Here is a 20,262-nt window from a genome sequence, read left to right on the forward strand (position 1 = left end):
GGATGTAGGCCATAACGAAAAATGCTCCGTATCTTTCGATACGGAGCATTTTCTTTGAGCGCTGCGCAGATTGCTAGGTTTTCACACAGTCTGCGATAGAGCCTTTTGTGGATCAATGTCCTAGAATCCGGCGCAGTATTTTTTGCTGCCGCCAAGTCTGGAGCTGTCATGACACCCGCATTGGATTTGTTGAAAAAAGTTCGTGCCGAACACCGAGTGCACAGTTATGAACATGACCCGAAGGCCGCCTCCTATGGGTTGGAAGCGGCGGAAAAACTCGGGCTCGACCCTGCTCAGGTGTTCAAGACCCTGCTGGCGGCCAGTGAGAAAGGAGAGTTGCTGGTAGCGGTAGTGCCGGTTGCCGGCAGCCTGGACTTGAAGGCCCTGGCTCACGCGGCCGGGGTGAAAAAGGTCGAGATGGCCGACCCTGCGGCGGCGCAGCGTTCAACCGGTTACCTGTTGGGCGGGATCAGTCCGTTGGGGCAGAAGAAGCGCTTGCGCACGTTTATCGATAATACGGCTCAGCCCTTTGCGAGCATTTTTGTCAGCGCTGGGCGACGCGGTCTGGAAGTTGAATTGGCTCCCGCCGTGTTGGCCGAACATACCCAGGCGAAGTTTGCCGATATCGGTCGCGCCTGAACGGCATCACTCGCCGCTGTATGGTGGAAATACGTCGGTTCTGTCACTGGTGCGTTTGTTTCGACGGCTCCATGCTCGCTGACCTGACAAAAGGGAGAAGGTTATGCAGCTAGCGTTTCATCAGGTCGATGCGTTCAGTGATCGGCCATTTGGCGGCAATCCGGCAATGGTTTATCGGCTGGACGCCTGGCTCGCCGATGAGTTGATGCAAAAAATCGCCGCCGAGCACAATCTCGCCGAGACCGCCTTCGTGGTGCGCGAAGGGCAGGTCTGGCACATTCGTTGGTTCACCCCGACCACCGAGGTGCCGTTGTGCGGTCACGCAACCCTGGCCAGTGCTTATGTCTTGTTTGAGATCCATAAGGAACCGGTCGAGCGCCTGGACTTCATCGGCAAGTCCGGTCCGCTCAGTGTGAGCCGTGAGGGTGAGCGCCTGTGGCTGGATTTTCCGGTGATCGTACCGTCGGCAGTCGGCGCGACCCTGGATGTCAAACGTGCACTCGGTGTCGAAGCTGTCGAAGTGTTGGGGTCCAATGAGTTGTTCGTGGTGCTGGAGTCCGAGCAGGCAGTGCTCGACTGCAAGCCGGACATGGTTGCCCTGGCGAAGCTGCCGTGGCTGGGGGCGATCGTGACCGCCCGGGGCAGCAAGCACGATTTCGTTTCGCGCTATTTCGCACCGGCCATTGGCATCAATGAAGATCCCGTGACCGGGTCGACCCATTGCAGCCTGATTCCTTATTGGTCGGCGCGGTTGGGCAAGTCGAGCCTGACGGCTTATCAATGTTCGGCCCGCGGCGGAGCGTTGTTCTGCCGATTGGAGGGGGAACGGGTGAAGATCGGTGGGAATGCGACGCTGGTGGCGAGCGGAGCGCTGATGCTGGGTTAAACAGATTCCTTGGTGGGAGCGAGCAAGCTTGCTCCCACAGGGATTGTGTTTCTCAGTGAGTGGTGCTGTACCGCCGGACACCGGATTCTACGGCCGGAATCTGTGCCGCTGTGCTGCCGGATGCCTGGAACAGTACCAGGTGTTCCGCCGCGACCCGAATGCCCACTTCTACGCCAACCTGATGATCGACGTGGCTCGGGAAGATCGACTCCAGTTGTGCGCCGGTCACCAGTTGCAAGCGATACAAGGTTGAAGCACCAAGGAAGGTCTTGCCGACGATCCGCGCCTTCAACGGGCTATCCGGCGCATAAACGATATCGTCCGGACGCAACAGCACATCCACCGCACCGCCGACCGGCCAGGTGTAGGCACGGTTGCCGCGCAATTCGCCCAGTTCGGTCTGCACCGACTCAGGACTGCTCAACTGGCCACGGATGAAATACCCCTGGCCGATGAAACTGGCCACAAAGGGCGTCAGCGGTTCGTGATAGAGATTGTAGGGCGTATCCCACTGCTCCAGTCGACCCTCCTTGAACACGCCCACGTGATCGCTGACGGCGAACGCCTCTTCCTGGTCGTGGGTCACCAATATCGCGCTGGTGCCTCGGGCCTTGAGGATGTCACGAACCTCATGGCTGAGCTTGCGGCGTAATTCGCCATCAAGGTTGGAAAACGGTTCGTCGAGCAGCAGCAATTGCGGCTCTGGCGCCAGGGCGCGGGCCAGGGCGACGCGTTGCTGTTGGCCGCCGGAAAGCTCATGGGGGAAGCGCTTGCCGAGGTTTTTCAGGTTGACCAGCTCAAGCAGCTCTTCGGTGACGCGATCCTTTTGCGGGTGCTTGCGGATCCCGAAGGCGATGTTGTCGGCCACGCTCAAATGCGGAAACAGGGCATAGTCCTGAAACACCATGCCGATGCGGCGTTTTTCCGGGGCAAGGGTGAAACCGGCGCTGGAAATCGTTTCGCCCACCAGCTGGATGTCACCTTCGTGCACCGGTTCGAACCCGGCAATCGCGCGCAGGGTGGTGGTCTTGCCGCACCCTGAAGAGCCCAGCAGGCAGCCGATATCACCGGCGTTCAAATGCAGGTTGAGGTTCTGCACCACGCGCTGGTCTTGATAGCCGCAAGCCAGGTTGCGCAGGTTGAGCAGTAATGGGTGGCTCATGCGTGGTGATAGGCCGGCTCAACGAGAAATTCGAGCAGTGCCTTTTGTGCGTGAAGACGGTTTTCAGCCTGGTCCCAGGCCACCGAGCGTGGGTCGTCAAGCAGGTCGACGCTGATCTCTTCGCCGCGATGCGCCGGCAGGCAATGCATGAACAGAACGTCCGGGGCAGCCAGGTCGAGCAGGGCGCGATTGACCTGGTATGGCGCGAACAGCTCGAGACGCTTGGCGGTTTCCTCTTCCTGGCCCATGGAGGTCCAGACGTCGGTGCTCACCAGATGGGCGCCGCGAACGGCATCCTTGGGGTCGCGGACGATGGTGACGCGGTCGCCGGCCATGGCCATGAACTCGGGGTTCGGCTCGTAACCTTCCGGGCAGGCAACGCGCAATTGGAAGTCGAACTGGATCGCCGCTTCTATATAGCTGTTGCACATGTTGTTGCCGTCGCCGATCCAGGCCACGGTCTTGCCCTGGATGGCGCCACGGTGTTCGAGGAACGTCTGCATGTCAGCCAGCAACTGGCACGGGTGCAAGTCGTCGGACAGGCCATTGATCACCGGTACGCGCGAGTTGGCGGCGAATTCGGTCAGGGTGCTGTGGGCAAAGGTACGGATCATCACCGCATCGAGCATGCTCGACATGACGATGGCGCAGTCGCTGATCGGCTCGCCACGGCCCAGTTGGGTGTCACGCGGCGACAGGAAGATCGCCTGGCCACCGAGCTGGATCATGCCGGCTTCGAACGAAATGCGGGTGCGAGTCGAGGACTTCTCGAAAATCATCCCGAGCACGCGGTTTTTCAGGGGCTCGAACAGTACGCCGCGGTTACGCAGGTCCTTGAGCTCAACGCCTCGACGGATCACGCTGACCAGCTCTTCGGGCGTGCAATCCATCAGGGAGAGAAAGTGCCTTGCGCTCATCATTGACTACCTTTTTGCTACAAACCGCAGATGCTCAAAGCCTTGTTTAACGGAACAACGGGCGAGACCTGCGGCGTAAGCCGCACGGGGCGACGAAATAGGGGAAGGCGCGATCTTATAATTAAATGTCGCGTCTTACCAATAGGGCTACGGTTTTTAGGGGATTTCAGAGGGGCTACGGGATAACCGCAGTAGCGCTTTTGAAGCCTGTTTCCTGACAGCAGCTGGCCATTTGTACACCGCCCCCGCTCAGCTTGGCAATCAGGCGAGACGGTGGCGGCAAGCTGACGGTCGGTTTCTGACCTGCTGTTCGCTGCTCGCGCATGGCACTTGCGATTTGAAACACTTGCTAATGCAAAGTGCTGGGTTATAAATAAATCACGAGTGATGCAGGAAGCTTCAGCATGGAATCGAAAGAACAGCAGTTGATGGAATTGCTCGGCCTTACGGCCCGCTCCCTGACTCACCTGACCGCCTCGATGACCTCGATGTCCTTCGAACTCTTGCGAAGTGACGACAAAGTGACCCGGGAAGCCGGGCGACGCATGATCGATCGCATGGTTACCATCAGCGCCGGGCTGGATGAGCATTGGCGCCTGATCGGCGAGCTGACCGGTGTGCAGGCCGCCCACGACCCCATCGAAACCCTTCAACAAATCCAGTCGCAGGCGCCACCCAGGCTGCCGTCGAGCTGATAGGCAGGCGCCATCGGCCCGCCTGATGGCCAGCAATTCACGAGACAAACGTCGCTGGCGCGGTCGCGGGGCAGGCGCCATAGTTTTGTTCCCGCGGCTGACATTGCCCGCTCAGAACAAGACAGAGACTGGCCATGACCAAGACTCTCCATCACCGTGCGTGCCACCTGTGTGAAGCCATCTGCGGCCTAACCATCGAAACCACCGAGCTCGAAGGCAGGGTGCAGATCACCTCGATCAAGGGCGATCCGCTGGATACGTTCAGCCGTGGGCATATCTGCCCCAAGGCCGTCGCCCTGCAGGACATTCAGAGCGACCCTGACCGTCTCCATCAACCCATGTTGCGGGTGGGCAGTGAGTGGCAGCCCATCGAGTGGCAGGACGCCTTCAACCTTGTGGCTGAACGCCTGGCGGCGATTCAGGAGCGTCATGGGCAAAATGCGGTGGCGGTCTATCAAGGCAACCCCAGCGTGCACAACTATGGATTGATGACCCACAGCAATTACTTCCTCGGTCTGCTGAAAACCCGCAACCGGTTTTCTGCGACATCGGTCGATCAATTGCCTCATCACTTGACCAGTCATTTGATGTATGGCCACGGCCTGCTGCTGCCGATACCGGACATCGATCACACTGACTTCATGCTGATCCTCGGCGGTAATCCGCTGGCCTCCAACGGCAGCATCATGACCGTACCGGATGTGGAAAAACGCTTGAAAGCGATCCAGGGCCGGGGTGGCAAAGTGGTGGTAGTCGACCCGCGCCGCAGCGAGACGGCGGCGATTGCCGACCAGCACCTGTTCGTGCGTCCGGGTGGCGATGCGGCTCTGCTGTTTGGCCTGCTCAATACCTTGTTCACCGAAGGACTGACCCGCGACAGTCATTTGCCGGTGGAAGGCCTGGATGAGGTGCGCGAGGCTGTTGCAGGTTTCACTGCCGAGGCCATGAGTCCGTTGTGTGCGGTGCCCGCCGAGCAGATTCGCCAGTTGGCGCGGGACTTCGCCGCAGCGCCAAGCGCGGTTTGCTATGGCCGTATGGGCGTCTCGACCCAGGCGTTCGGCACGCTGTGCCACTGGGTTGTGCAGTTGATCAATCTGGTCACCGGTAACCTCGATCGCGTCGGTGGTGCGTTGTGCACCGAGCCGGCGGTGGACCTGGTGGCCTCCACATCGGGCGGACATTTCAATCTATGGCAGAGCCGCGTTTCGGGGCGCCCCGAATATGCGGGCGAGTTACCCGTATCGGCGCTGGCCGAAGAGATGCTGACCGAGGGGGAAGGGCAGGTTCGTGCGCTGATCACCGTGGCCGGCAATCCGGTGTTGTCCACGCCCAACGGCAGGCAGTTGGAGCAAGCGCTGGACGGACTGGAGTTCATGGTCAGTGTCGACTTGTACATCAATGAAACCACGCGCTATGCCGACCTGATCCTGCCGTCTACCTCGGCGCTGGAAAATGACCACTACGACACCACGTTCAACCTGTTTGCCGTGCGCAACGTCACGCGTTTCAACCGCGCAATTCTGGCCAAACCCGAAGGCGCGCTACATGACTGGGAGATTTTTGTCGGGTTGGCCAAGGCCTTCGCCGCGAAGACCGGCAAGGAATTGAAACCGACCATCGCCCCTTCGCAGATGATCGATCACGGCTTGCGCATGGGGATGTATGGTGATGCCTCGGAACACAAACTGTCTTTGGCAACGCTGTTCGATCATCCCCATGGGGTCGATCTGGGGGCGCTGAAGCCCAACCTGACGCCACGCCTGAAAACCGCCAGTCAGCGCGTACAGGCCGCTCCCACAGTGATCCTCGCTGACCTGGCGCGCTTTGCGGCACTGCAGGCGCCGGCCGCCGATGAATTGTTGATGATTGGTCGGCGGCATGTGCGCAGTAATAACTCGTGGATGCACAACTATCACCGCCTGGTGAAAGGCAAGCCGCGTCATCAGTTGCTGATGCATCCGGATGACCTGGCCAGTCGCGACTTGAGCGACGGGCAGCGGGTTCGGGTGAGTTCGCGGGTCGGCACGATCGAAGTTGAAGTGCTTGGCAGCCTGGATATGATGAAAGGAGTGGTCAGTCTTCCGCACGGTTGGGGCCATGCTCGACCGGGTGTGCAAATGACCATTGCCAGTGGTCAGCCGGGATCCAGCGCCAATGACCTGACGGACGAGTGTCAGCTCGATGAGCTGTCGGGCAATGCGGCGTTGAATGGCGTTCCGGTGACCGTGGCGGCCGCCTGATCGTATCTGACGGAGAGACCGAGCAGGGCGCTCGGCTTTCCGTTACAATGCGCCACCGTGCCGACCCATGAGTCGGAAAGTTCAGCCGAGGTGCTCCATGGATATCATCGAAACGATTAAAGAGCAGATTGCCAACAACACCATTCTGCTTTACATGAAAGGCTCGCCAAATGCCCCGCAGTGCGGCTTCTCCGCGAAAGCCGCGCAGGCCGTGATGGCGTGTGGTGAAAAGTTTGCGTACGTGGACATCCTGCAGAACCCGGAAATCCGCGCCAACCTGCCAAAATACGCCAACTGGCCAACCTTCCCGCAACTGTGGGTGGCTGGCGAGCTGGTTGGCGGTAGCGACATCATGACTGAAATGTCCGCTGATGGTTCGCTGCAGGCGCTGATCAAGGACGCTGCCGCCAAGGCTGCTGCTCAGAAGACCGAAGCCTGATTCGCTTCCTGTAGGAGCGAGCTCGCTCGCGATGGACTAAAGAGCGCCGCGGAGTGTCAGGCCCCAGCGTTATCGTTAACGACCATCGCGAGCAAGCTCGCTCCTGCAGACGGCACAAAAAAGCCCCGCCTCTTGAAAGAGAGCGGGGCTTTTTATTGCATCGTGATTAATGGCCGGAACTTACTCGTCTTCGCCCATCTGCGATTGCAGGTAGTTCTCGATACCGATTTTGTCGATCAGGCCAAGTTGGGTTTCCAGCCAGTCGATATGTTCTTCTTCGGACTCGAGGATATCTTCCAGCAGTTCACGGCTGCCGAAGTCACCCACGGTTTCGCAATGGGCAATGGCAACCTTGAGGTCGGCATGACCGGTGCGCTCGATGCGCAGGTCGCATTCAAGCATTTCCTTGGTGTGTTCGCCGATGTGCAGCTTGCCCAGGTCCTGAACGTTCGGCAGGCCTTCCAGGAATAAAATACGCTTGATCAGCTTGTCCGCGTGCTTCATCTCGTCGATGGATTCGTGGTACTCGTGCTTGCCGAGTTTGTTCAGGCCCCAGTCCTCATACATGCGCGCATGCAGAAAGTACTGATTGATTGCGACCAGTTCATTGCCAAGGATTTTGTTGAGATGCTGGATGACTGTTACGTCGCCTTTCATGATGGGGTCCTGCCCTTTATTAGCTGTCAATAAGCCTGAGTTTGAGCCGCGCACTTAATAGTGTCAAACCTAAGTTATTGAAACTTATATGAAAAATTAATAGGAATAAGAATGTTTGTGTTCCGCGTCTGGAGCATAAGCGATTGATTTGCAGGCATAAAAAAACCGGACTGGCGTCCGGTTTTTTGAAATGCGGTAATTATGCTGCTGTAAATTCTGCTGGAAAAGGAATCGCGGCCTGGGCCGTTTGCAGTTTTGTCAGGGTCTCGCGGACCACTTCCTTGGCGAGGCAGGCACATTTGCCACATTGACTGGCAACGCCGGTAGCCTGGCGGACTTCCTTGTAGCTGCAGCATCCTTCATAGATCGCATCGCGGATTTGGCCGTCGGTGACGCCAGTGCAGAGGCAAACATACATAAGTGAAGACCGTCGCTTGTTTATGTCTGGAATGCGATGGATCTTAATGTTAACGAGAATGATTGTCAAAGTGCTTTCGGAAGGCTTTTTCCGGTACTGACGAACGGTTCGTCTCTGGGCGTGAGAAACAAAATCCGGCCGCGCATTTTCAGGGCGGAGGGAAAAAAGCGTTGAGGACAGGCCAAAAACGCAGTGTATGATGACCGGTCTTTTCGAAACGGGTTTGTGTCACAGGGCTGTCGCCTGAGGGTGGCAGGCTGGCACCAACCTTGTTTTTTACGTTTCTACACCAGGAGATATCCAATGAGCGTACTCGTAGGCAAACAAGCCCCTGACTTCACCGTACCGGCCGTACTCGGCAATGGCGAAATCGTTGACAGCTTCACCCTGTCTTCGGCCATCAAAGGCAAATACGGCCTGGTGTTCTTCTACCCACTGGACTTCACCTTCGTTTGCCCGTCCGAGCTGATCGCTCTGGACAACCGCCTGGCTGACTTCAAGGCGCGCAACGTGGAAGTGGTCGCTGTGTCGATCGACTCGCACTTCACCCACAACGCATGGCGCAACACCCCGGTGAACAACGGCGGTATCGGCCAGGTGGGTTACACCATGGCTGCCGACATCAAGCAGGAAATCATGAAGGCCTACGACGTTCAGTCCGCTGACGGCGTTGCTTTCCGTGGCGCGTTCCTGATCGACGACAAAGGCGTTGTTCGCTCGCAGATCGTCAACGACCTGCCACTGGGCCGTAACATGGAAGAGCTGATTCGCCTGGTCGACGCTCTGCAATTCCACGAAGAGCACGGCGAAGTCTGCCCTGCCAACTGGAAAAAAGGCGACAAGGGCATGAACGCTTCGCCAGAAGGCGTTGCGGCTTACCTGACCGAGCACGCTGCTGCGCTGTAAGGCACGCTCCCAAAAAAAACCGGCCTCTGAGAGGCCGGTTTTTTTATGGGTGATTTTTATGCGCTCTGTAGGAGCGAGCCTGCTCGCGATGAACTCTGGACACCGCAGGGAGGCAGATCCCCCGCGTTATCGTTGACTACCATCGCGAGCAAGCGCGCTCCTGCAGGTCAATCGTCGAAATCTTCCCAGCCGCCCATTTGCTTCCAGCGATTGACGATGCCGCAGAACAGCTCGGCCGTCTTCTCGGTGTCGTAGCGAGCCGAGTGAGCCTCGCGACCGTCGAAGTCGATATCGGCTGCCTGACAGGCCTTGGCCAGCACGGTTTGACCGTAAGCCAGACCGGCCAGGGTTGCCGTATCGAAACTGGAGAACGGGTGAAACGGGTTGCGTTTCATGTCCAGGCGCGCGACCGCAGCGTTGAGGAAGCCCAGGTCGAAGCTGCTGTTGTGCCCGACCAGGATCGCCCGCTTGCAGCCGTTGGCCTTCAGGGCCTTGCGCACGCCACGGAAAATGTCGTTCAGGGCTGTTTCTTCACTCACGGCCATACGCAATGGGTGATCGAGCTTGATGCCGGTGAATTCCAGGGCTGCTGCTTCGATGTTCGCACCTTCAAACGGCTCGACACGGAAAAAGTAGGTGTGATCCGGGTACACAAAACCCTTTTCATCCATGGCGATGGTGGTCGCGGCGATTTCCAGCAGGGCGTCGGTGGCCGAGTTGAAGCCACCGGTTTCTACGTCGACGACAACAGGCAGGTAACCACGGAACCTGGCAGCCATTGGATGACGTGGACCGCCTCCGCCGCCATGACCATCCTGTTCGTCGTCGAAATGCTCTTCACTCACGCGTGTTCCTCCAGCAGGCGCCAGCGCAGTTTTTCACCGGCGCGCAGCGGGATAACGGTCAGCTCGCCAAACGGCAGGCTGGTTGGGGCGGTCCATTCTTCGCGGACCAGGGTAATGCGATCGGTGTTCGCCGGCAGGCCATAGAAACGCGGGCCGTTGAGGCTGGCGAAGGCTTCCAGCTTGTCCAGCGCATTGCGCTGTTCGAAGGCTTCGGCATACAACTCGATGGCGGCATAGGCGGTGTAGCAGCCAGCGCAGCCACAAGCGGCTTCTTTGGCGTGCTGGGCATGGGGCGCCGAGTCCGTGCCGAGGAAGAACTTCTCGCTGCCGCTGGTGGCGGCGTCGAGCAGGGCTTCCTGGTGCGTATTGCGCTTGAGGATCGGCAGGCAGTAGAAGTGCGGCCGAATCCCGCCCACCAGCATGTGGTTGCGGTTGTACAGCAGGTGATGCGCGGTGATGGTTGCGCCCACGTTGGCCGGAGCCGAGTTGACGAACTGCACGGCGTCCGCGGTCGTGATGTGTTCGAACACCACTTTCAGGGTCGGGAAACGCTCGACCACACGGCGCATGTGCTCATCGATGAAGATCTTTTCGCGGTCGAACACGTCGACATCGCCACGGGTGACTTCACCGTGAATCAACAGGGGCATTCCGACTTCGGCCATGGCCTCCAGTGCAGGAAAGATCTTGTCGATGCTGGTCACGCCAGAGTCCGAGTTGGTGGTCGCGCCGGCCGGGTACAGCTTGGCGGCATGGACGAAACCGCTGGCCTTGGCCTCGCGAATTTCTTCAGGTTGGGTGCGATCGGTCAGGTACAGGACCATCAGCGGTTCGAACGGGCTGCCGGCCGGGCGAGCAGCGAGAATCCGCTGGCGATAGCCGTCGGCCTCAGCCGCATTGCGGACCGGCGGAACCAGGTTGGGCATGATGATGGCGCGACCAAAGGTGCGCGCAACATCCGCAACGGTATTGGTCAACACGGCACCATCGCGAAGATGAATGTGCCAGTCGTCGGGACGCAGCAGGGTCAGGCGGTCGGACATGAGGGGATTCCAGGCGGGTCAAACTGAGGGGAATGCTACCGGAAAAGACTCTTGCAGGCACTCGCTATCAAGTTTTGCGGGAAGCTTCCGATATCCAACAGGTATGCCGTAAACATATGTATGTCGGTCTTTTTGTTGTAGAAGCCAGTGGAGCCTCCCGTGCGCCAGCGTTATTTAGCCTTGCTCAGTGTGTTTGCCAGCCTCCCTGCGATGGCGCTCACTTTCCAGACCCGACTGGAGAGCATCGAGTGGACGGTCGAAGGTGACAAGTTCGAATGCAGGCTGACCCAGCCGATCACTGACTTCGGTTCGGGTGAGTTCGTGCGTCGTGCCGGCGAGCAGGCGACGTTTCGTCTGAAAGCCTACAACGCGATGATGGGGGGCGGTTCAGCCACCTTGCTGGCGGCGGCTGCGCCTTGGCAGCCGGGGCGTGGCGACATCAACCTGGGTACGGTGAGCATCGGCAGTGGCAACGTGCTGTTCAACAGTTCGCAGGCGCAGGCCGGGCGATTGATCAGCGGCCTGATGGACGGGCGCAGTCCTGTGGTCCGCCATTCATCGGGCGATGGCCGCGTGTCGGAAGTGCGACTGCTGCCGGTAAAGTTCAGCAAGGCGTTCGCCGACTATCAGGGGTGCGTGGCCAAGTTATTGCCGAAAAACTTCGAGCAGGTGAAGCAATCCGAAGTGGGCTTCCCCGGCGGCGGAATTGATCTGGACGCTGCCGCGAAAGCCAAGTTGCAGGTGATGCTCGAGTATATGAAGGCCGATCCGACGGTCAATCACATCGAGCTCGATGGACACTCCGACAACAGCGGCAATCGCCTGACCAATCGTGAGCTGTCACGGCGCCGGGCCCTGGCGGTCATGGAGTTCTTCAAGGCCAATGGCATTCAGGAATCCCAGGTCACCATGCGGTTTCACGGTGAGCGCTACCCGTTGGCACCTAACACCAACAACGCCAACCGGGCCAAGAACCGTCGAGTTGCGGTGCGCCTGGAGCGAGGCGCAGCGCCGGAACAAGTCGCCCCGCAAGCCACGAAGCCCACTACATCGGCGACTTCCTGACTCACCGGTCATCGTCGCGCCCTCGACATAATCTGTCGCTTCGTCGTCATAAGCTGTCGCGCCTCTGTAAATTATCCTGCATGAGCGGTAGACTTCCCGGCTTTCCGTAGAACCCCGTGGAGTGATGGCATGGCGGACGTAAACAAGGTCGTTCTGGCGTATTCCGGCGGCCTGGACACTTCGGTGATCCTCAAGTGGCTGCAGGATACTTATAACTGTGAAGTGGTGACCTTCACCGCTGACCTGGGTCAGGGCGAAGAGGTCGAACCGGCACGCGCCAAGGCACAGGCCATGGGCGTGAAAGAGATCTACATCGACGACTTGCGCGAAGAATTCGTGCGCGATTTCGTTTTCCCGATGTTCCGCGCCAACACCGTTTACGAAGGCGAGTACCTGCTGGGTACTTCCATCGCTCGTCCGTTGATCGCCAAACGCCTGATCGAAATCGCCAACGAAACCGGCGCAGACGCCATTTCCCACGGTGCCACCGGCAAAGGCAACGACCAGGTTCGTTTCGAACTGGGTGCCTATGCCTTGAAACCAGGCGTGAAGGTGATTGCCCCTTGGCGTGAGTGGGACCTGCTGTCCCGCGAGAAGCTGATGGACTACGCCGAGAAGCACGCCATCCCGATCGAACGTCACGGCAAGAAAAAATCTCCGTACTCGATGGATGCCAACCTGCTGCACATCTCCTATGAAGGCGGCGTGCTGGAAGACACCTGGACCGAGCACGAAGAAGACATGTGGCGTTGGACCGTCTCCCCCGAGAAGGCACCTGACAAGCCGCAGTACCTGGAGCTGACCTACCGCAACGGCGACATCGTCGCACTGGACGGCGTCGAAATGACTCCGGCCACTGTGCTGGCAACGCTGAACCGTATCGGTGGCGAACACGGCATCGGTCGTCTGGACATCGTCGAGAACCGTTACGTGGGCATGAAATCCCGTGGCTGCTACGAGACACCTGGTGGCACCATCATGCTGCGCGCCCACCGTGCGATCGAATCGATCACCCTGGACCGCGAAGTGGCTCACCTCAAGGATGAGCTGATGCCGAAGTACGCCAGCCTGATCTACACCGGCTACTGGTGGAGCCCTGAGCGTCTGATGCTGCAGCAGATGATCGACGCGTCCCAGGCTCACGTGAACGGTGTTGTGCGCCTGAAGCTGTACAAGGGCAACGTGATCGTCACCGGCCGCAAGTCCGACGAGTCGTTGTTCGACGCCAACATTGCCACGTTCGAGGAAGATGGCGGCGCCTACAATCAGGCTGATGCGGCGGGCTTCATCAAGCTCAACGCATTGCGCATGCGCATTGCCGCTAACAAAGGCCGGAAGCTTTTCTGAGGCCTTTGAGTGGGTAATGGATTTGTGGCCTCGTCATTGACGAGGCCACAAGCCCGGAATTTGTTTTTACCTGGCGTTGCGATACCACGATCTACCTGTCACTTGTCGATACCTTCCCTCTTTAATTCCGCTTCACGTGTCCTGCGTTACGACCTGCTTATCGTTGGTCGCTCTGATCAATCACTGTCACCTCATGTGAATTCAAATTGTAAGCAGCATAAAATGCGGCCTTGTCGTGTTTTCGTGCCTGACTTGAATGTTTGAATGCGCTTTCTTTCAGTGCCGTCTCCGATTCAGCACAGGTGAGAAACAAAATGATGTGTGTCTGTCTTTCCTGCGGCTTCTGGATTTTCTCCAGCAAAGCGCTGAACTGAGTTTTTTTGCCAAGCCAGCGTGCATCAATGATGCAAAGATCATTCAGCACCTCGGCCTGTTGGATGCGCTGCTGTACGCCTGGGCCCGCCGTCGGCGTCTGAGTGGGGGAAGAAGGCGAAGTGGATCGCCGGTCATCCGTTGGCTTATGTCGCTTGGTGTTTTCCCTCGATACCGATGAATCGTTGTTTGCCGAAGGCTCGGTATTATCCAGAGCTTTCAGGAAGTGCTTTCCCTTTTCAAAATCCGATGGGGCGTATAGCGACCGATAATTGAAATTGAGTGTGACGAAGAAAAGAAGCAGCAAATAAAAGGGGAAGCTGATCAGAAACCATATGTAGATTTCTCTGTCCTTATTGTCCAGAAAAGGCAGGGAAATGGCTGCTGATGTTTCGGATAATGTTGCGAATATCGCGATGACAGTCATGGGGTTGGTGATCTTGCTTGTTAGTTTTGTCATGGTGTCTGCTCATTTAAGTTGGTCTTCTCGGTGGGTTGATAAATTGATTTTGGATGGGTGTTGTCATGGTGTCCATGTGTTGGCAATTTCGATTTATCTAATTTAATGGGTGGTGTTCTGTGCGTGTATTGGGGTTGGTTGCTGGGTTGTCGTATTTTTTAATATATCGCGCATAATAATTTTCCTGCTGTAAGAGTAAGCGGATGCTGGGTGTGTGATATTTCTGGTAAGAAAATAGATGTGGAAAATATCAGTTACTTTTTAGGTGTGATTGAATGATTTGTATCTGTTGGACTACCGCTTTCCCGCAGTCGTGATCATTTTTTTTGGTCGTAAGTGGATACAAAAAGCCGTTGAGAATCGAATTGTCTTCACACGAATTTTGTTTCCGATGCATTTTGAAGGCGGTTTTTTTGTAAGACTAATCCGCGATGTTTGTAGGGAATGTCTCTCGGTGTGGGTGGCTGGGGGGAGCGGCATGCCATGGGTGAAACGACTAGGCTATTGTGCGGGCTCTAAAAATTCGAACAGCGAAAATTGGACTGCCCATGAATAAAGTGCTGATCGTGGATGATCACCCCGTCATTCGTCTTGCGGTACGTATGCTGATGGAGCGTCATGGCTACGAAGTCGTTGCAGAAACAGACAATGGCGTGGATGCATTGCAACTTGCCCGTGAACATATGCCGGATATTGTTATTCTGGATATTGGAATACCGAAACTGGATGGGTTGGAAGTCATTGCTCGATTGGCAACGCCTACGATGCCCATGAAAGTGTTGATATTGACATCCCAGGCGCCAGGACATTTTTCCATGCGTTGCATGCAATCGGGGGCTGCCGGGTATGTTTGCAAACAACAGGATTTGACTGAGTTGCTCAGTGCAATAAAAGCTGTTTTATCCGGCTACAGTTACTTTCCCAATCAGGCGTTGCACACGGTTCGTGCAAGTCTGGGGAACGCGAGTGAAGCCGATATGGTGGATCGTCTGTCGGGGCGGGAAATGATGGTCTTGCAACAGTTGGCCAAGGGCAAGACTAACAAGGAGATTGCCGATGGAATGTTCTTGAGTAACAAGACTGTCAGTACTTACAAGACCCGTTTGCTGTTGAAACTTAATGCGCGCTCTCTGGTTGACCTGATTGAATTGGCACAACGTAACGGACTGGTGTGATGGCATCAGTATTTGGCGAAGTGCGATGAACGGGCATTTATCGCGGTACGGTCAAAGTAAAAAGCCTCCGTTTCGGGAGGCTTTCAGGTGTCATAAGTCAAAATCGTAATCGGCCAATTGCTTTTGCAGTCGGCGCTCCTCCAGCAGATTGTCGATGGTACGGCGTTTGCTCAGGTTGGTTTTCGCCACTTCAACCACAGGTTCAGCGTCATCGGCCTCAACGGGGGTAAAGTCGTCTTCTACGTCCAATTGCTCTTTGCCAGTGCTCATTTAGTTACTCCAGGCTAAGACTGCCTTTGGGGCTCCTTATATCGATAATCTCCCGGCGGGTAAAAAAGATTTTTTCAATCGATAAATCAATAAATCCAATAGCGCCTCAATCGTCGGAGGTTTTGTGCTTGTATTCGCACAAATCTTCGATGCGGCAACTGCCACAGCGAGGCTTGCGGGCCAGGCATACGTAGCGCCCGTGAAGGATCAGCCAGTGATGGGAATCGAGCAGGTATTCCTTGGGCACGAATTTCATCAGCTTCTTTTCGACCTCCACCACATTCTTGCCAGGCGCGATGCCGGTGCGGTTACTGACCCGAAAGATGTGGGTGTCCACGGCCATGGTCAGTTGGCGAAAGGCGGTATTGAGCACTACGTTAGCCGTTTTGCGTCCCACGCCGGGCAGTGCTTCCAGTTCCTCGCGAGTTTGCGGCACTTCGCCAGCGTGGCGCTCCAGCAGCAAGCGACAGGTTTCGATCACGTTTTTTGCTTTGCTGTTGTACAGGCCGATGGTCTTGATGTATTCCGACAACCCTTCGACGCCCAAGGCGTAAATCGCCGCCGGGGTGTTGGCAACCGGGAACAGCTTTGCCGTGGCCTTGTTGACGCCGACATCGGTCGATTGTGCCGAAAGAATCACCGCGATCAGCAACTCGAACGGTGATGAGTAGGCCAGTTCGGTCTTTGGTTCCGGGTTGTCTTCATGCAGTCTGCGGAAAATTTCCAGACGTTTTGCGGCATTCATGGGCGGTACGTTTCCTCGAAAGCGGTCAGTTTAAGGTGCTGGACGGTGCCAGATCTGCCAACCGGCAACCAGCATTCCCAACAGAATGAATCCTCCCGGGGCCAGTGTGGCCAAGCGCAAGCCACCATCGGCGGTCAATGCCCAGCCCTGCCAATCCGCTTGCGGCGTACCGGCGAGCCAAGGCAGATGGCGAGCGATAGTCCCGTAGCCAATCAGCTCGCGTAGCAGGCCCAGGCCCGCCATCAGCACACCGAACACACCGCACATGCGCAAGCGATCGGCCAGTGAGCTCTGGAAATAACCGGAGTGTTCCAACAGGACACATTGCACCGCGATCAAGCCTGCATACACGCCCATTTGTTGATGCCATTGCAGCGACCAGGCTTGTGCGCCGAGTTCTGCACAACTGGTTAATGTCGCAGCGATCAGCACGCTCGCCAAAAGGTGTGTTGCGGACAGCAGTCGGGGCCGCAACGCGTTCATGCTCAGGCCAAAAGCACTGGTGACCGCCATGAACATCAGCCACACACCCGCAGCGGTCACCAGTGAGTCGGTAGCGCCAATCAGTGGTGCCAGCATCAGCGAGTTCCGCAGAAACGGTGACTTAATCATGGGACGCCTCCCCAAGCAGAGCTTGCCGGTGCTCATCGAAATAGCGCAGTGCGTCATGGGTGGCGTTAATCACCGCCCTTGAAGTGATGGTCGCCCCCGCGATCTGATCGAATTGTCCCTGATCCTTTTTCAGCGCCCAGCCGTTATCGCCCGGATCCGTACGAGACTTGCCGGAAAACACTTGCAGCCAGGCGTTGGGCCAATCGGCGATCCGGGCGCCAAGTCCCGGCGTTTCCGATTGCTTCAGGGTTTTGACCCCTACCAACCTGCCATGGGCGTCGATGGCGATCAGCAACTCGATGGCACCGGCGTAGCCCAGGGTCTGGCTACGCAGCAAAACCGCGCAGGGTTGGCCGGATTTGCTTGCCAGGTAACCACTCAGCACTGTGCTATTGGCCAGCGCTGTGTCTTCGAGCATGAGCGGTTTTTCCAGAGGTTGATTGTCATAACTGTCAGGCGGCAGCAGGTCCAGGAGGTTGCGACTGTCGATCAGGCGCTGCTCGGCCGCAATACGCGAAGCACTGCTGTGCTGCACAAAGTACGTCGCGCCAATACCAAGGCATGCCAGCAGTGCCAGGATCGCAACACTCGATACTTTGTTCATGGCACTGTCCGCTCCTGCCTGGACGCGACAAGCCGCTCCAGCGCCGGTACACACAGGTTCATCATCAGCACGGCAAACGCCACGCCGTCGGGGTAACCACCCCAGGTGCGAATCAAATATGTCAGCAGCCCGACACCCACGCCAAACAGCAGTCGGGCGCCGGGGCTTTTCGCGCCGGACACCGGTTCCGTAACGATGAAAAACGCGCCCAGCATGCTGGCGCCGCTGAGCAGGTGAAACAGAGGCGAACCATGGGAATCGGAGCCCGAACCGTTCCAGCACAACAAACTGATAACGAACAGGCTGGCGAGCATGCCAACCGGCGCGTGCCAACTGAACACGCGCTGTTGCAGCAAAAACGCGCCGCCCGCCAGAAACGCCAGATTCACCCATTCCACACCTCGACCACCGAAATGGCCAAATGCAGGGTTGGTAGCGAACAGTTCATCCATGGTCAGGCTTTTGTTGATCCGCAAGCTGTCCAGCGCCGTGGCCTGAACCCAGGCATCCGGCAACTGACCAATACTGAAAACCTGCTGAAGGCCACCCATCAGGTCCATGCCGTGGGAGGTTGGCCAGTGCGTCATTTGTTGCGGAAACGTCACCAGCACCAAGGCAAAACCAAGCATTGCCGGATTGAATGGATTCTTGCCGACGCCGCCATACAAGTGCTTGCCGAACAGCATGGCTGAAGTGGCGGCACTGACCGTCAACCACCAAGGGCAGTAAGGCGGCAGAGCCAGGGCCAGCAATGTCGCGCTGACCAATGCACTGCCGTCGCTCAGGCTTGGCTTGAGTGAGCGCTTGCGCAACTTCAGCACAGCCGCTTCAGCGGCCAGAGCGCCCACTGCCGCCAGAACCAGATTGATCAGGACCCCCCAGCCATACAGCCAGAACAACGCGAGCGTGCCCGGCAACGTAGCCAGGAGCACCCGCTGCATGGCCTGCTGAAGGCGCTCGTCGACCGGTTCAAGGGGTGACATGGGCGTTCACCTGACGCTCGGCTTCCTGCAGGCGAGCGCGGGCCTTTTCCATCAGTTCGGCGGGAGTATCGGCGCGACGTTCGAGTTTGCTGACGTCGGCCCTGGCATAGGCCAGTTCGGTCTTCAGTTGCCGAAGCTGGCTGTCGATCGGACGCTTTTCCACGCGAGCCAGGTCAGGCAAGGGTTGTTCACTGAGGGCTTCGGCGGCATGCAAGGCTTGCTCGGCCTCGCTGAGCGCGCGCTCCAGCGTTTCGATCTGTTCAGTGGGCGCTTGATGGGTCTGAGCTTTCTTGAGTTCGGCGCGGCGCATGGCCAGCTGGATCTTGGCCCGTTTCAGATCGGCATCTTTTACTGGTGTAACGGCGGGCGCCGGGGCGGGCACAGCGGTATTTTCCAGCTGCATCAAGGCTTGCTCGGCCGCCTCGAACTGCTGTTGCAGGACGATCAGTTGCGATTGCTGCTCGAAGGTCGGCGGATGGCCGAAGGCCTTGAGCGATTTGTTCAATTGCGCCCGGCTCATCGCCAGATCGATCTTGGCTTTTTTCAATGCTGCGTCGGCAGTGGCGGCCTTCTGGGCGCGCACGCGTTCAAGGGCGGCGTGCACCGGGTCGAGCGTCGCTACGCTGGGTTGGGCGGCACGTTGCGCCCGGGCCTGGCGTTCGGCGGCCTTCATTTCTTCTTCACGCTGCAACCGCGCATTGCGCTGCTCGAAACGGCGCCGTGCCCGATTGCGTTTGGCGGTGCGGGCGCGTTGCTCTTCAAGGCTGAATGCCAGGCCTCCAACAATCGGCAGCACTGTGGATATCGGCAACGGACGCATTTCAATGCAATCGACCGGGCAGGGTGCCACGCAGAGGTCGCAACCGGTGCACTCGTCGATGATGACTGTGTGCATCAGTTTGGCCGCGCCGACGATGGCGTCTACCGGGCAGGCCTGGATGCATTTGGTGCAACCAATGCATTCCGCCTCGCGAATATAGGCGATCTGCGCCGGAGCCGAACCACGGCTGGTGTCCAGTTCCAGCACCGGTATGTGCAGCAGTTCGGCCAGGGCGTTGATGGTTTCGCTGCCGCCCGGCGGGCACTTGTTGATGGGCTCGCCGTTGGCGATGCCTTCGGCGTAGGGCTTGCATCCGGGATGGCCGCACTTGCCGCATTGAGTCTGTGGCAAGAGGGCGTCGATGCTTTGAATCAGACTCATGTTTTGATCAGTCCGCTGAATCCGAGAAAGGCCACCGCGATCAGGCCGGCGCTGATCAGATCGATCGGCAAGCCGCGGAAGGGCAGGGGGATATCATTATTGAGTGTGCGTTGGCGCAGGTCTTGAAACAGGCTCAGCACCAGCCAGAAGCCCAGCCCGGCACCCAGGCTCATGGCCGTGGCGTGAAAGAATCCATGGTCATCCTCGACGTTGAGCAGCGCTACGCCAAGCACGCCCGCATTGCCCAGCAGCAACAGCCAGAGACCATCGAAGGAAAGTGTCGGGAGCATCCTCCCCAGCAATTTCAGCAACGGAGTGATCAACAACACGCTCAATGGCAGAAACACAAACAGGCGCAGTGATGCCATGTCCAGCGGCACCAGCAACCAGTGGTAGAGCGCGTAGCCGAGTATGCCGGCGATCAGCATCAAGCAGGTGGTCGCGATGCCGAGTGCATGGACCTGCTGGCGTTCGCTGCCCAACAGCGGATCGACGCCCAGCGGCCAGTGCAACACGAGGTTGTTGATCAAGGCTGCACTGACAAGTGTAAGGAGCGTTTCGGTCATGATCGTGCCGGCTAG

Annotated in this window: 23 protein-coding genes; 9 read left to right on the forward strand and 14 right to left on the reverse strand. The window is 57.9% G+C overall.

All coding sequences use genetic code 11. The features are described from left to right. The first annotated feature begins 168 nt into the window (after nt 1-168). Nucleotides 169-639: a Cys-tRNA(Pro) deacylase gene (gene ybaK, locus ACVWYU_RS25650; RefSeq protein ID WP_090324916.1), complete on the forward strand. Its 471-nt coding sequence runs from the start codon at nt 169-171 to the stop codon at nt 637-639. Nucleotides 640-742: 103 nt separating this feature from the next. Next, a complete protein-coding gene (locus tag ACVWYU_RS25655) occupies nt 743-1,525 on the forward strand; it encodes a PhzF family phenazine biosynthesis protein (RefSeq protein WP_457374028.1) in 783 nt (260 codons plus the stop codon). Nucleotides 1,526-1,577: 52 nt separating this feature from the next. Here ACVWYU_RS25655 and ACVWYU_RS25660 read toward each other — a convergent pair whose 3' ends face one another. Then, complete coding sequence (locus tag ACVWYU_RS25660; RefSeq protein ID WP_457374029.1) at nt 1,578-2,687, reverse strand: ABC transporter ATP-binding protein; 1,110 nt, start codon at nt 2,685-2,687, stop codon at nt 1,578-1,580. After that, nucleotides 2,684-3,604: an ornithine carbamoyltransferase gene (gene argF / locus ACVWYU_RS25665; protein ID WP_090324911.1), complete on the reverse strand. Its 921-nt coding sequence runs from the start codon at nt 3,602-3,604 to the stop codon at nt 2,684-2,686. Before argF ends, ACVWYU_RS25660 begins: the two co-directional genes overlap by 4 nt. Nucleotides 3,605-4,008: 404 nt before the next feature. Here argF and ACVWYU_RS25670 point away from each other — a divergent pair, with 404 nt between their 5' ends. From ACVWYU_RS25670 to grxD, 3 genes are all read left to right on the forward strand, one after another. Continuing rightward, nucleotides 4,009-4,299: a hypothetical protein gene (locus ACVWYU_RS25670; RefSeq protein WP_090324909.1), complete on the forward strand. Its 291-nt coding sequence runs from the start codon at nt 4,009-4,011 to the stop codon at nt 4,297-4,299. Nucleotides 4,300-4,433: 134 nt separating this feature from the next. Next, on the forward strand, nt 4,434-6,539 hold the full coding sequence (locus tag ACVWYU_RS25675; RefSeq protein WP_457374030.1) for a molybdopterin oxidoreductase family protein: 2,106 nt from the start codon (nt 4,434-4,436) through the stop codon (nt 6,537-6,539). Between the two features lie 97 nt (nt 6,540-6,636). Further along, nucleotides 6,637-6,978, forward strand: coding sequence for a Grx4 family monothiol glutaredoxin (gene grxD, locus ACVWYU_RS25680; protein ID WP_047532696.1), 342 nt, complete (start codon nt 6,637-6,639; stop codon nt 6,976-6,978). Nucleotides 6,979-7,158: 180 nt separating this feature from the next. Here grxD and bfr read toward each other — a convergent pair whose 3' ends face one another. After that, entirely contained in the window at nt 7,159-7,635 is a 477-nt protein-coding gene (gene bfr / locus ACVWYU_RS25685; protein WP_090324906.1) for a bacterioferritin, read from the reverse strand. Between the two features lie 199 nt (nt 7,636-7,834). Then, complete coding sequence (locus ACVWYU_RS25690; protein WP_090324905.1) at nt 7,835-8,053, reverse strand: bacterioferritin-associated ferredoxin; 219 nt, start codon at nt 8,051-8,053, stop codon at nt 7,835-7,837. 303 nt (nt 8,054-8,356) lie between these two features. On the opposite strand from ACVWYU_RS25690, the gene ACVWYU_RS25695 reads away from it, so the two are divergent. Further along, nucleotides 8,357-8,959 carry a peroxiredoxin gene (locus tag ACVWYU_RS25695; RefSeq protein ID WP_090324903.1) on the forward strand — a complete coding sequence of 201 codons (603 nt, stop codon included), beginning with the start codon at nt 8,357-8,359 and terminating at the stop codon, nt 8,957-8,959. Between the two features lie 167 nt (nt 8,960-9,126). On the opposite strand, the gene rnt is transcribed toward ACVWYU_RS25695, so the two are convergent. Then, nucleotides 9,127-9,804 (reverse strand): ribonuclease T, encoded by a 678-nt coding sequence (gene rnt / locus ACVWYU_RS25700; RefSeq protein WP_090324901.1) that lies wholly within the window; start codon nt 9,802-9,804, stop codon nt 9,127-9,129. Then, a complete protein-coding gene (gene pyrC / locus ACVWYU_RS25705) occupies nt 9,801-10,847 on the reverse strand; it encodes a dihydroorotase (RefSeq protein WP_247257395.1) in 1,047 nt (348 codons plus the stop codon). The genes rnt and pyrC overlap by 4 nt, the downstream gene beginning before the upstream one ends. Before the next feature lie 159 nt (nt 10,848-11,006). On the opposite strand from pyrC, the gene ACVWYU_RS25710 reads away from it, so the two are divergent. Both ACVWYU_RS25710 and ACVWYU_RS25715 read left to right on the forward strand, forming a co-directional pair. Continuing rightward, a complete protein-coding gene (locus ACVWYU_RS25710; protein ID WP_248916072.1) occupies nt 11,007-11,912 on the forward strand; it encodes a flagellar protein MotY in 906 nt (301 codons plus the stop codon). Between the two features lie 129 nt (nt 11,913-12,041). Next, nucleotides 12,042-13,259: an argininosuccinate synthase gene (locus ACVWYU_RS25715; protein WP_020799894.1), complete on the forward strand. Its 1,218-nt coding sequence runs from the start codon at nt 12,042-12,044 to the stop codon at nt 13,257-13,259. A 157-nt stretch (nt 13,260-13,416) separates the two neighbouring features. Here the strand turns inward: ACVWYU_RS25715 and ACVWYU_RS25720 are convergent, their stop codons facing one another. Beyond that, nucleotides 13,417-14,091, reverse strand: a complete 675-nt coding sequence (locus ACVWYU_RS25720) for a hypothetical protein (protein WP_390957180.1) — start codon at nt 14,089-14,091, stop codon at nt 13,417-13,419. A gap of 548 nt (nt 14,092-14,639) precedes the next feature. Between ACVWYU_RS25720 and ACVWYU_RS25725 the strand changes: the two genes are divergently transcribed. Beyond that, a complete protein-coding gene (locus ACVWYU_RS25725) occupies nt 14,640-15,266 on the forward strand; it encodes a response regulator transcription factor (RefSeq protein WP_090324894.1) in 627 nt (208 codons plus the stop codon). A 90-nt stretch (nt 15,267-15,356) separates the two neighbouring features. Here the strand turns inward: ACVWYU_RS25725 and ACVWYU_RS25730 are convergent, their stop codons facing one another. The 7 genes from ACVWYU_RS25730 to ACVWYU_RS25760 all read right to left on the reverse strand — a co-directional run bounded on the left by ACVWYU_RS25730 (nt 15,357) and on the right by ACVWYU_RS25760 (nt 20,247). Continuing rightward, a complete protein-coding gene (locus ACVWYU_RS25730) occupies nt 15,357-15,536 on the reverse strand; it encodes a PA3496 family putative envelope integrity protein (RefSeq protein ID WP_007898493.1) in 180 nt (59 codons plus the stop codon). 106 nt (nt 15,537-15,642) lie between these two features. Further along, nucleotides 15,643-16,281, reverse strand: coding sequence for an endonuclease III (nth, locus tag ACVWYU_RS25735; protein WP_090324892.1), 639 nt, complete (start codon nt 16,279-16,281; stop codon nt 15,643-15,645). 30 nt (nt 16,282-16,311) lie between these two features. After that, nucleotides 16,312-16,893, reverse strand: a complete 582-nt coding sequence (locus tag ACVWYU_RS25740) for an Rnf-Nqr domain containing protein (RefSeq protein WP_390957179.1) — start codon at nt 16,891-16,893, stop codon at nt 16,312-16,314. Further along, a complete protein-coding gene (locus ACVWYU_RS25745) occupies nt 16,886-17,497 on the reverse strand; it encodes an RnfABCDGE type electron transport complex subunit G (protein WP_457374031.1) in 612 nt (203 codons plus the stop codon). Before ACVWYU_RS25745 ends, ACVWYU_RS25740 begins: the two co-directional genes overlap by 8 nt. After that, entirely contained in the window at nt 17,494-18,480 is a 987-nt protein-coding gene (locus ACVWYU_RS25750; RefSeq protein WP_457374032.1) for an RnfABCDGE type electron transport complex subunit D, read from the reverse strand. The genes ACVWYU_RS25745 and ACVWYU_RS25750 overlap by 4 nt, the downstream gene beginning before the upstream one ends. After that, the gene (gene rsxB, locus ACVWYU_RS25755) at nt 18,467-19,681 is read right to left on the reverse strand and encodes an electron transport complex subunit RsxB (protein WP_457374033.1); all 1,215 of its coding nucleotides are present in this window, start codon (nt 19,679-19,681) and stop codon (nt 18,467-18,469) included. Before rsxB ends, ACVWYU_RS25750 begins: the two co-directional genes overlap by 14 nt. Further along, complete coding sequence (locus tag ACVWYU_RS25760) at nt 19,678-20,247, reverse strand: electron transport complex protein RnfA (RefSeq protein ID WP_248916066.1); 570 nt, start codon at nt 20,245-20,247, stop codon at nt 19,678-19,680. Before ACVWYU_RS25760 ends, rsxB begins: the two co-directional genes overlap by 4 nt. Between the last annotated feature and the right edge of the window lie 15 nt (nt 20,248-20,262).

This window comes from Pseudomonas sp. TE12234 (genome assembly GCF_054061835.1).

Coding starts and splice junctions, on each gene's coding strand:
- ACVWYU_RS25690 (WP_090324905.1), bottom strand. CDS start 8,053: ATGTATGTTTGCCTCTGCACTGGCGTCACCGACGGCCAAATCCGCGAT.
- bfr (WP_090324906.1), bottom strand. CDS start 7,635: ATGAAAGGCGACGTAACAGTCATCCAGCATCTCAACAAAATCCTTGGC.
- argF (WP_090324911.1), bottom strand. CDS start 3,604: ATGAGCGCAAGGCACTTTCTCTCCCTGATGGATTGCACGCCCGAAGAG.
- ACVWYU_RS25730 (WP_007898493.1), bottom strand. CDS start 15,536: ATGAGCACTGGCAAAGAGCAATTGGACGTAGAAGACGACTTTACCCCC.
- ACVWYU_RS25740 (WP_390957179.1), bottom strand. CDS start 16,893: ATGATTAAGTCACCGTTTCTGCGGAACTCGCTGATGCTGGCACCACTG.
- ACVWYU_RS25720 (WP_390957180.1), bottom strand. CDS start 14,091: ATGACAAAACTAACAAGCAAGATCACCAACCCCATGACTGTCATCGCG.
- ACVWYU_RS25745 (WP_457374031.1), bottom strand. CDS start 17,497: ATGAACAAAGTATCGAGTGTTGCGATCCTGGCACTGCTGGCATGCCTT.
- ACVWYU_RS25750 (WP_457374032.1), bottom strand. CDS start 18,480: ATGTCACCCCTTGAACCGGTCGACGAGCGCCTTCAGCAGGCCATGCAG.
- ACVWYU_RS25760 (WP_248916066.1), bottom strand. CDS start 20,247: ATGACCGAAACGCTCCTTACACTTGTCAGTGCAGCCTTGATCAACAAC.
- ACVWYU_RS25725 (WP_090324894.1), top strand. CDS start 14,640: ATGAATAAAGTGCTGATCGTGGATGATCACCCCGTCATTCGTCTTGCG.
- ACVWYU_RS25670 (WP_090324909.1), top strand. CDS start 4,009: ATGGAATCGAAAGAACAGCAGTTGATGGAATTGCTCGGCCTTACGGCC.
- ACVWYU_RS25675 (WP_457374030.1), top strand. CDS start 4,434: ATGACCAAGACTCTCCATCACCGTGCGTGCCACCTGTGTGAAGCCATC.
- ACVWYU_RS25715 (WP_020799894.1), top strand. CDS start 12,042: ATGGCGGACGTAAACAAGGTCGTTCTGGCGTATTCCGGCGGCCTGGAC.
- rsxB (WP_457374033.1), bottom strand. CDS start 19,681: ATGAGTCTGATTCAAAGCATCGACGCCCTCTTGCCACAGACTCAATGC.
- nth (WP_090324892.1), bottom strand. CDS start 16,281: ATGAATGCCGCAAAACGTCTGGAAATTTTCCGCAGACTGCATGAAGAC.
- ACVWYU_RS25660 (WP_457374029.1), bottom strand. CDS start 2,687: ATGAGCCACCCATTACTGCTCAACCTGCGCAACCTGGCTTGCGGCTAT.
- ACVWYU_RS25695 (WP_090324903.1), top strand. CDS start 8,357: ATGAGCGTACTCGTAGGCAAACAAGCCCCTGACTTCACCGTACCGGCC.
- grxD (WP_047532696.1), top strand. CDS start 6,637: ATGGATATCATCGAAACGATTAAAGAGCAGATTGCCAACAACACCATT.
- ACVWYU_RS25655 (WP_457374028.1), top strand. CDS start 743: ATGCAGCTAGCGTTTCATCAGGTCGATGCGTTCAGTGATCGGCCATTT.
- pyrC (WP_247257395.1), bottom strand. CDS start 10,847: ATGTCCGACCGCCTGACCCTGCTGCGTCCCGACGACTGGCACATTCAT.
- ybaK (WP_090324916.1), top strand. CDS start 169: ATGACACCCGCATTGGATTTGTTGAAAAAAGTTCGTGCCGAACACCGA.